Genomic DNA, 11048 nt, shown 5'->3' with positions numbered 1-11048 from the left:
TATCGAGCGTAATGGAGACAGTTTCAGAGGCACCAACATCAGGATCGGTGATGACGATATTAGCAAAAGGCGCAATCGTCATGGACTGATTGATGGATTGACCTGCTACTGCACCTGTGATCACTGGAGCGACGTTATTACCATCAACGGAAATAGAGTTGTTAAACAAATCGGCAATCGTTAGTGCACCATCGGCACCGGCATTCCAGTCTTCCAGCATACTTAAATTGTAAGTAGTACCATCAGAAGCAGAATTCCCATCCTTATTCATTCTAAGAGCTACTGCCGCCTTGTCGGTTGGACTCAAAGTAATCGTAAAAGTAGTACCAAAGGGATTGGCTGCTAATTCGACATTCGGACTATCTGTTAATGTGTAGCCAGTTGCACCTTGACCAAAGAAGCTTATACGGTTTGCGATAATGTCGTTGGATAAGCCTGAAAGTGAGACTAAGTTGTGTCCGTGTACTGTTAATACACCTGACGATACGTTGTAACTTGCAGAAAATATAGTCGGATTGGGAACGTTTACCACCGTGACGTTATTACCTGTCAAATCAGCAATATTTAAACTTGGGTCTGTACCATTAGCCCAATCCTCTCCTGCTATCAAATTAAAGCTATTGCCACTCGTTGAAGTAAGGCCAGCCTTGTTCATTAGGGTGTTTAGCTTGATGCGACCAAATTCACTTAACGTCAGTGCGAAAGTAGTTGGATTGATTATTTCAACGTTCGGCTCATTCGTTAAAGAATACGCAATCCCACCTTCACCTTGTAAAGAGAGTTTCTCTATAGCGATATCATTGGCTATGCCAGCCTTACTTTTAAAGTTGGTACCCGTGACGGTTAAAATACCTAAACTAGCATCATAAATCGCAGAGGTGATTGTGGGCACTTGAACGTTACTGACTGCAATACTAATGGCATTAAAATTATACTGAGTAATATCAAATGGACCGAATGAACTGTTCCAATCATCAAGCGCGGTTATTATGTATGGGGAGAGTGACGTCGAAAGCGTTCCGTTACGGTTAAATAGTGCTTCTACTGCAGCTTGATCGACACTATTTAATACTATGGAGAAACTCGTTGGGGATAGAAGATCTACATTGCCTGAAGTTAAGGTATAGCTGTTATGGCCTTCCCCATGAATTGATAATTTGGACGTTGTAATGTCGTTATTGGCACCTAAAGTCTGAATTAAATCTGTACCACTTACGACTAGGGTATGTGTTGCTACATCATAGGTGGCAGATGTGAGCTTGGGACTAATACTTGGCACCCCCCAATAAGTCTCAATCGCATTTGTATTGTCGGTAACTGATGCCCTTGTTTGATTCCATCCGGTAGCTACAGCAATATTAAAAACATCGCCATTGGTTGATGAGTTTCCATTGCTATTTAGAATCCCATTAATGATTGACTTTTCGTTTGGATCAAATGTGATTGTAAATATGTGATCTGAATTTGCTGCAATTATTCTTGGCTGTAACGTGTATGTACCACCTTGACCAGTGACGCTAAATTTTGAAAGATCAATTGCGTCATTCGTCAACACATTTGGTGCACTTATTGTTAACTGACCTAAGGACTGGTTATAAGTCGCAGAATGGATTCTTGCAGGCATATTGAATACATTAATGGACTTAGGGACTGATACGCTTGTATCCGCACCAGTAACTTGGCTATCCCAATCATCAGCGGCGACTAGATGGAAGGCGTAACCTGTTGAAGAAATAGTCCCATTTCTATCAAATAATGCCTCCGTAGCATTGATATCTGCACCTGTTAAAGTGATCGCGAAGCTAGTATCTGAGTTGACTTCAACAGCATTCGTCGTTGATAGAGTGTATGTGTTTCCCCCTACACCCGCTATTGTGAACTTCGAAACGGTAATGTCATTATTGGCGCCAGTTGTTTTTACTAAATTATTGCCAGTAACTGTTAGCGTGTGAGTGGCATAGTCGTAAGCAGCTGATGTAATCGTTGGCGCGGTGACATTAGAAACAGTTACCGTGTTGCCGATTTGATCGGCTGCTGAGGTGGTTGTTGAATTCCAGTTCGTTGCAGCAGCAAGGTTGAAGCTAGTGGCATCCACCGCTGTTGTGCCATTTTTATTGAGCAAGCCATTGACGGCGAGCTTGTCTGCGGCATTTAAGGTGACAGAGAATGTCGTGGCACTGCTAGCGGTGACGTTCGGTGAAGTCAGCGTATAAGAATCACCTCCTTGACCGATGAGGCTGAGTTTGGAGACATCAATCGTGTCGCCCAAAACAAAACTTTTGCCTGTCACAACAAGTGATCCCGAATTGGCGTCATAGTTTGCACTGATAATGGCAGGCTGATCTATGGTGTAAGTCTGTCCAGAGATAAATCCTGTATTAATCGTATTTGACGCAGCATCCGAGATATTGGTGCCGCTCGCATTTAAATCTAAGCGTAAAGTACCGTCACCGCTGATGCCGTTGATGGTAACAATATAACTACTTCCGCTACCGCTGATGGCAGAAATATTTCCAACTGTTGCTCCCGTTTTAGTTAAGGAGAAATCACTGATGTCAACACCAGAAACGCTCTCGTTAAAGCTCACCGCATAGGTGACGCTACTAGCGTTGGTGGTTGCAGTAGCGGGTGATTGGCGAACAATGCTGGTAATCGATGGCGTGAGCGTGTCACCAGTAATCGAAACGTTAGCTATGCTCGCCAAATTGTCTTCGTTGGCTGCATTTTTAAAGGTATTGGCAGCCACGCTGATTGATGCATTCAAGCTTTGAGTTGCAGCGGTGGGAGTGAAATTTGCAGTATAGATTTTGTTGTCAATCGCATCAACCGTCACCGCACTCAGCGTTCCTCCATTGACCGTTATGTCTGTATCAGTAAATCCAACTGGCGCTTCATTGAATGTGAAGGTAATGAGAGCGCTTTCTCCGGCTTTAAGTACATTGCTATTGCTAGTGATCGCCACCGTAGGATTGGTATTCACAGTGATAGTAGTACTGGCACTATTTGAATTGAGTTGGCCATCGTTGAGTGTCGCACTGATAACCCTGTCCCCTTGGGTGCCTGTGGCGTCAAAAGTGATGTTTTGTAAGAGCGTTGAGACACGTGCTGCGGTTGCTGCGGAATTTAAATTAATAACTAAATTATCACCACCAATGCCAGTACCATTGTTTGCAATTGAACCGATATTTTGCCCGCCTACCGAGACGTTACTTCCGACATTGCTGCCGTTTGAGAGTGAAACACTTCCACCCACAAAAATTGAAAGTACATCACCACTGGCGCGTCCCGAGCTGAATGCAATAGTTAGGCTGCCATTGTTGAAATTAGCATTGTCTGCATCGCTTACTGTGGCAGGTGTCCCCAGATCAATTAATGCCGCATTTGCGCTGGCAGAGACGGTCTGATTATCTGTACTGGAAAGTCCACTGACGATAGGTGCATCATTGGAATCTGTAACCGTGATGGATATAGCTTGGGTGTCACTCAACGTGCCATCTGATGCAGACACGACAATATCGTAGACGTTATTTGCGCCAGAATCTGCTGGGGCCTCAAAATTGGGGGCGTTTTTAAACGTTAGTGCGCCTGTCGCGTTGTTAATGTCAAACAGAGCAGCGTCCGTACCGGAAACGCTATAGACGATGGAGGTAGTTGCATCAACATCGCTGGCTTGTACGGTGGTGATTGCTGTTTGGTTTTCCGATATAGTGATTCCAGCACTTGCCCCTCCACCATTACTGGTAATCACCGGGTGTTCGTTAACATTGGTCACAGTCACGGCAATTGCTTGACTATCCGAAGCTATACCATCGGACACAGTGATGATGACATCGTAGATATTGTCACCGCCTGCATCGGTCGGTGCTTCAAAATTTGGAGCGGTGGTGAACGTCAATACACCGGTTGTTGGATGAATTGTGAATAGAGCTGCATCGGTGCCAGATTTTGAGTAAGTAATGGATTGACCAACATCAGGATCGGTCGTTGTGAACGTCATTACTGCTGTTTGATTCTCCGCTGCATTGACAGCTGCGCTAGCTGCACTACTGTTGTTATCGATGACTGGAGCATCGTTAATTGACGTAGCGGTGGTATTGGTCGCAGTGTTTGCTCGGCCATCTCGAATCCCATCACCTGGTGTCAATGTGAAGGTCGTTCGCACTGTGCTATTTGGGACGATTTGGTTCTCAGTCGGCACAAAAACTAGTGCGCGTAGTTCAGTATTCAAGGTCGATAAAGACGTTGTTGAAGTCTCTAGGACATAATTGCCAGGTGTGCCGCTTAAACCCGTTCCAACTAAGCTACCGTTTGCGGCGGGGTAAGTAATGGTGACTTTACCGGATGTAGAGTCGACATCACTGACGGTCAAGTTGGCGAAAGGTAGGATGTTGCTTTTATCTGTTAGTGCACCATTTGTTGTGAAAGTGCCTGCAAGTGTCGGGGGAAAGTCCACTGGAGTAGTAAACGCAGCGCCGTAGGTGACGACAGAAACTGCGCCACTAGTGACAAGACCGTTAGCATTGGTGACAGGATTGCTAATCCATGCACTCGTGACATCGCCGTCTTTGGCTAGGCTAGGTGTGGCGGCAACTTTGTCGGCATCAGCAATAGACTGACTGGTGGTGCCCGCGCTAGGATTGAAGCCATCAACAAAATAACCGAGCTTAGCAGAATCGCTAGCGCCACCGATTGCGAGATAATCACCGGACAAAGATAATTCAACCGAGCGTAGATTTGTGACTGGAATCGCGCTGGCAACTGTCAATCCTAGGCTGCCGTCAGCTCCTAAGGTTTGTACGTAATATGAGGAAGCTGTGTTTCCAACCCCAGAGCTTATATCGTTGCCGAATAAATCGAATCCCCCACCATACATCGGTGCGACTACTGCAGCTGCTTGATAATAAGCCGTGTCGTAAAGCCCCACCTCAACATTGCTTGTACTCCACAAGAGAACTTGGCTGTGTGTGTAGACATCGTTACTACTGATGGGAATCGCGATATTGCCATGCATGTCGATAGCAGCATTTTGGACAATTGGCGTGTTGCTAGCGAACTCTTTAGAGTAGGTTGCTCCACTTAATGTACCGATAGCGCTATAGCGCTGGTAGCTAACAGTAATCGCGTTGGTTGTGGTGTTGGTGGTAGTCCAAAGCAAGACAAAGCCGCCATCTTGACTGGCTAAAACTTTGGCTGATGGATTGACCGAGCTGCTGTATGTCGCAGGCGCACTGATGGCCTGCGATACACCAGTATTGCTATACATTTGAATGCCATAACCATCATTTGAATATGACGAAACTACAAAGCCACCATTATTCAAAGCCACTATAGACGCGGCATCGTTGGTTTGGATGCTATTGCTATTATTGTTGACGCCACTGTTGTTGTTGATCACATTGGCGACGGTTCCCGTTAAACTAATTGGCGTCGTATTGCCTAAGTTGTCGATTAATACAACACTCAAATAGTCTAAGTTCGCCATGCCGTAGTAATCGGCTTTGTTATTGGCTTGCAATAAGACGCGACTACCGTTGCTCAACTCAACCGCGCCGAGCATTGCAAGTGGCGTCGTGCCAGGAGTTGTGTTGATATAGTCGTTGCCAGTAGCAATACTAACTGGGTTGCTCGCGGTGATGAGTCCTGCCAAACTTTGCTGATAATTGCTTAAACTTAAACCTACCGCGTAGGTTGTTTCTTGTATTCCAGTATGCGTTTGTAGCAATTGACCGTTTGATGAGGCAATAACTTCCATCTGCCAATCGCCACCTAATGCAGCAGCGCCAGTGGTGTTGTTCGAAGCGCCTACGGCGACTCCGGTTGAGGCAGCAAATTGACTGACAAACTGTAGACCAATTCTGTCATCCGCAAGGTCGCATCCATATAACAAAATCATGCTGTCTGGTAGCAAACTACTGCCAATACTTGCAAGCGCCGACTGCGCGGCGATGTTATTTATCGTGCTGGTGTTTAAGTAGCTAGCGCCAAGCTGTAGGCTACCCGGACTGGCATGAGAAAATAGGTGTAATGCCGACACTGCGGGGTAGTTGGCTAGCGCATCGGCAATCACAGTCAAACCATCACTAGTAGGATCTAACAAGACGATTTGCATGCTAGGTGATAAGGCGGTGATGATCTGTTGGTAGTCCGCAAGGCGGGTATCGATCATTGCAATTTGTACGCCAGTAGTTAACCTAATTTCTGATGTCGCTTGAGATTCTAGTTTCATGTTCTAACCGTGATAGATGCACTAATTTGTATTATTTAGATGATGTGAATTACCGAGAGCAAGCCGCCAATTCTGTCCTGTTAATTGAGACTGCGTTTACTTGCGACTTTTAAGTGCATGCCACCAAAGGAGTTGTCGCCAGGTATGGAATAAAGATGCAAATCGCCGTCAACTGAACCTGTTCCTGCTGAGTTTTTTGCGATCCTTCGTTCTAATTCAATGATGTTGTTGCTGGTACTAATGCTAATGTTGTATTGCACATTTTTGAGGTCAAGTTCATTTGGGTTTTGAAGAATTTTTGTCGCGCTAAAGCCAACGAAATTACTCGGGACTGTATTGTTGGTATCGCCAAATGCAAATACGTATTTAATATCTCTAGCACCAGTAAAACGGATCGAACAATCTTGTCCAGAAATGCTTACCGGGTAAACTGCACCCACCGACAAAGGCGCGCCCGCTCCAGGTAAAAAAGCAGGGTCGACGGTGCCGTCGTAAGTGCCTTGCGCAGCCGTGAATAATTCTTTTACTGTTCCGCTGCAAACGAAACTAGATGTCGCCTGTACAGCGCCATTGTTGGTAGTGGAACTTGGTGAGCCACCGCCGCCGCATGCACTCAGAGCCAACAATGTTAAGGGCCCCAGGTACGCAAAATTGCGCAACGAAATTCTTAAATTAAAACGAGCCATACTAATGCACCATTCTTTTTAGATGAAGATAACTACAGGTAACTCAAACGATTGGGTAGGAAAAGCACACCTCGTCAAGTGCGAGGTGGAAAAACTCCCTGCATGGCAATCGCAAAATACATCGTCAAATACGGTTGCATATTGTTGTGTGGCATGCTTCCACCATTCTGTGTGATCGTGTTGTTGCTCAGAGTACCAGTCGCGCCACTAATGGGGGCATACATTGGGGTGCCTTTGGCACCAATCGCCATTGCATTCGCAGCAGGGGTCGTGGAATTACCCGCTATATCACTTACCTGCATGGTGTGGTTATGAGTAGGAATTTCTGTTTGTAGTAAGGTGACGCTTTCAGCTCCACCGCTTTGCCCCAGATTATATAAAGATAGGCCGGGCCCCTGGTCGGGTTGCATCGCAGCGCGACCTTGTAGATCTGGTAGAGCAAAGTTAGACTGACCGTTTCCACCGTAGGTCGTGCCGAGTAATGAAAATAAGGCAGTATTTTGTGAAAGGGGCAGGAGTTGTCCATCGCACCACGCCCAGCCTTTTGGGGCAAAGTTAAAAGGGAAAATTCGGATTTCAGCGACAAAGGGATCAGCCATGTTTGAGCCTCAGTTAATACTCGGGAATATCCCGAACAATGAAATAATGTAGTTGACGCATAGATATGGCATCAAGTTTTCGTGGGGTTGGCTACCGCCAATCGAGGTTATCACCGCAGGGTTCATATTCAACATAGAACCTGGTGCTGAGCTTGAGTAAGCCTTTATATTTCCTCCTGCCAGCATATTGCTTAAAGGGTTGGTATGCGTTGCATTTCCAGTTGGTGCTGATGCGGTTGGTGCGCGTACTAGAACAGGGTGCGTATGCGCTGGAATTTGGTTCACGCTCAAGGTGACGTTCTCGGTTCCACTCGCTTCGGCTAATGTGTAAGTATTTCCTCCGTTGCTGCCTTGATGAATCGGAATTCGACCGCGCAAATCCGGCAGCGCAAATGTGCTTTGTCCATCGCCGCCATAGGTCGTACCGATGACCTGAAATAATGTTTCATATGTAGAAATTAGGACTGTCTGACCATGACAAAACATCCAGCCCGCTGGGGCGAAGTTACCTGCAAAAATGCGGATCTCACCAACATAAGGTAGTGCCATTTTTGTTCCTCTTAGTTAGCTGAAGGGAAAATGCCTTGTAGCGCAATACAAAAACTGATTGTTAAGTAAGGCTGCATATTATTGTGTGCTTGATTGCCACCAACGCTGGCGAGTGTGGGGCCGCCGACCACTAAAGTTTCGTAAGTGGCGCCGGGGCTACCATCTGAATACATTGGATCCACTGTTTGTCCAAGAGTTGCACTTGCCGCGCTAACTAAATTAGCCCGTTTGGCTGATACGTTCACTGCATGGGTATGAGTTGGCATTTCAGATTGGTTGATGGTATGTGTTGCTGCGCCTGATCGTTCACCAAGTGTGTGACCATTGCCAACGTGAATTGGTGTTCTACCTCTGAGATCCGGAAGTGCGAAATTGACCCTACCATCTCCGCCGAAGGTGGTTCCGAGTAAAGAGAATAGCGCTTGATTCTGATTGATGGGCAGCAATTGTCCATTGCACAACGCCCATCCTTTGGGTGCAAAATTAAAGCTGAATAGTCGAGTTTCTGATAAAAATGGTTCTGCCATGATGTCCTCTTAAATAGCGCTCTCTTTGAATGCCTCTACGGGAGACGTCCGATTAACTTCTGGATTTGTTTTCTCAGATGCAGCAGGTCGTACGACGAAAATATATGCACCGCGCTCTTCAACTTCGATAAAGCCCAGACGTGCATACAAACGGCGGGCTGGATTGTTATATTCCACATGTGCACTCACGCGCAGTTGTCGATCATCTGCTTCCGCAAGTAACTGATTCAATAGCATGCTTCCAATTCCTTGGTTGCAATAATTTGGTAGCAAATTGATGTCAACAATACGCATATCTTCTTGGCCGCGAAACACGTAGAGGCGACCAATGACTACATCGTTTTGAAGTACACAACTAAACTGGGCTTGTTGAAAATAGGTTTGATAGTGTTGATGTTGTGCGTCGAATTGCATTGCCAAAAACTGTTGCTTCTCTTCATCTGAAAAAGGGAAAAAACGCATTTCGTCCGCACGTGATGCGTAATAAATCTCACGCAAAATAGGCATGTCCGCGTCCTTGATTGGACGCAGGCTATAAATTGCAGAAGGGCGAGCGGTAGTCATGAATGTAATCAAAGGTTATAACTTGATGCGACCTGCTTGATTAACCGAAGACAACTTCGTATCGCGGTAAGCGTATATTTTGGCTACCAATTTGCGTCATAAACACTTTCATACTCGCGATTTTAGGATGTTTTAGATCGTAGATTTCTGCGGGCAGTTGCATACCTTGTGGCGCTGAAAATTGCAGACTGAATGGCTCACGGCGCACAGATTCTGGTCGCGCATCAAGGGCACGACCATGCGAAATAGCCGCTACTAATTGCATGCGTACTTTATGTATGCTGGATCCAAGTAAAAAATTTTGTCCTACTAGCGGCAGAAAATCTACTAACGCCAACTCACGTAAACACAGGTGATCAGTATTGCTCAAATTAGCAGAGCAACTTGGCAGCATCTCGTATTCCATTAGTGCGTTTGCTAATGAAGTAGGGGCTGATACCGAAGTTAACGCAACCGCACCACCAAATAGCATAAAACCGCGCCGTGCCAAATTTTGCTTACCCAACATCTTGAAGCTCCGTTCAATTTAAATTTAACTAAAAATAGCTTGATAGCACATATTCTTACTGACCCGGTCTGGGCCGATTGGTACGATGAATAATTCGAATTCACCAATTACCGGATGTGTAAATTTGTAAATTTGCTGAGGCAAGTAGATTTGATTTTCACACTCAAAAATAATCGAAAAATGTTCTTTCGGATTCGCTGGTGTACTGACCGCACTTTCGAGTAAATTGGAAATTGACGTGAGTACAAAAGTTTCGTCAGAACTACCGTCGACTTGTACGCGGAAGCTGTCATTGAGGTGGTCGCAAAAAGTCTGATGAGAAGGTAGGTTCATTGAATTATTAAAAAAATAAATTGCCGCAATCTTATTGTGAACTAGACATGTAGTCAAGGGTAAGTCTATGTTTTTAAAGGGTAAATTTGAATCGCGAAAATTTTATTTCGAAAATGAATTAAAGATAAATAGTTAAGTTTACGTTACTTTCCATGTGGAAATGAATTTTGTATTTTTTAGTGATTCATTAGCGCCAAATTATTTTTCTAGTGATCATTAAATAGTGCGCCAGTAATTGCGAAGCCAATGTTTTAGAAATTACTTTGTGAGATAGGCATTCACGCTAAATTCAAATTGGTCACACGAACTAAAGCTTGCTACCTATGACGAAAGTGTCGTTGCGTATTGAGAAGCATGTCAGCAGTTCAAATGAAGAGTACGAAATTGATGAGCAAATAATTCAATGCGCGATAAAAATTTCTACGACAAATAGCTGGAGACGATACTTTTTGAGAATGACATTGTCTATAGTCTATTTAGACTAGTTATGTGCATCAGTTTGCATGGTGGGAGGAAAGACGAACAAGAACTGAAATGACGCGTGGCCTGATTGTATGAATGTTTTGATTGATGCCGAGTAATCGATATGCCCTATGACTACAATAAATGAAAGTACATTATTAACCTGCATTAAAAAATACAGAGAGCTAATAAAAAGTGCACAAGTAGCCCTCTGTAGTGAGTGACAAAGTTCTGCTTTACTCTAAAAACCGCCCAATATACTCATCAGAACTAATAAACTGTCCAATGAGGGTAACAGAGTCGGTGTTAGGTTGATTGAGCAATTCATTAAAAGTAGCGGGATCAGGAGCACGCCCAAGCAGACCGACGAAGTCGAGGGTGAGCGCAACCTTTGCTTGTGAAGCGGCTTTGAACTCGGTCGATTCGGTAAAGCTAGCGAGCAGATCACCACGATTAACACCGTTAGAGAGTTGATTGACCCAATAGGTTTTACCAGCAGCATCCGCAGGACGGTGTAAGACATTCTGATAGACCAGATCGATGAACTGAGCATTGTCGATAGCACTATATTTTTGCTGGAACTCGGTGCTCGCA

Annotated in this window: 9 protein-coding genes; all 9 read right to left on the bottom strand. The window is 45.0% G+C overall.

Features of this window, described 5'->3' with window-relative positions; genetic code table 11:
* On the bottom strand, positions 1-6226 hold a 6226-nt coding region (locus IE103_RS18200; RefSeq protein ID WP_189347855.1), incomplete at its 3' end, for a DUF4347 domain-containing protein.
* Positions 6227-6306: 80 nt separating this feature from the next.
* Positions 6307-6912 carry a hypothetical protein gene (locus IE103_RS18195; protein ID WP_189347853.1) on the bottom strand — a complete coding sequence of 202 codons (606 nt, stop codon included), beginning with the start codon at positions 6910-6912 and terminating at the stop codon, positions 6307-6309.
* A gap of 74 nt (positions 6913-6986) precedes the next feature.
* A complete protein-coding gene (locus IE103_RS18190) occupies positions 6987-7511 on the bottom strand; it encodes a phage tail protein (RefSeq protein WP_189347851.1) in 525 nt (174 codons plus the stop codon).
* Between the two features lie 9 nt (positions 7512-7520).
* Positions 7521-8030: a phage tail protein gene (locus tag IE103_RS18185; RefSeq protein ID WP_373295253.1), complete on the bottom strand. Its 510-nt coding sequence runs from the start codon at positions 8028-8030 to the stop codon at positions 7521-7523.
* Between the two features lie 41 nt (positions 8031-8071).
* Positions 8072-8587 carry a phage tail protein gene (locus IE103_RS18180; RefSeq protein WP_189347847.1) on the bottom strand — a complete coding sequence of 172 codons (516 nt, stop codon included), beginning with the start codon at positions 8585-8587 and terminating at the stop codon, positions 8072-8074.
* 9 nt (positions 8588-8596) lie between these two features.
* The gene (locus tag IE103_RS18175; protein WP_189347845.1) at positions 8597-9151 is read right to left on the bottom strand and encodes a GNAT family N-acetyltransferase; all 555 of its coding nucleotides are present in this window, start codon (positions 9149-9151) and stop codon (positions 8597-8599) included.
* A gap of 40 nt (positions 9152-9191) precedes the next feature.
* A complete protein-coding gene (locus tag IE103_RS18170; RefSeq protein ID WP_189347843.1) occupies positions 9192-9659 on the bottom strand; it encodes a DUF6916 family protein in 468 nt (155 codons plus the stop codon).
* Between the two features lie 24 nt (positions 9660-9683).
* Positions 9684-9992 (bottom strand): DUF6916 family protein, encoded by a 309-nt coding sequence (locus tag IE103_RS18165; protein ID WP_189347841.1) that lies wholly within the window; start codon positions 9990-9992, stop codon positions 9684-9686.
* A 698-nt stretch (positions 9993-10690) separates the two neighbouring features.
* Positions 10691-11048 (bottom strand): DUF4214 domain-containing protein (locus tag IE103_RS18160; RefSeq protein WP_189347839.1); only part of this gene is annotated, 358 nt, incomplete at its 5' end.

The sequence above is a fragment of the Affinundibacterium macrobrachii genome, assembly GCF_014652415.1.
In the GTDB taxonomy this organism is placed as follows: domain Bacteria; phylum Pseudomonadota; class Gammaproteobacteria; order Burkholderiales; family Burkholderiaceae_D; genus Undibacterium; species Undibacterium macrobrachii.
Note: the sequence above shows the minus strand (reverse complement) of the source record. Positions and strands in the feature narration are given on the sequence as shown.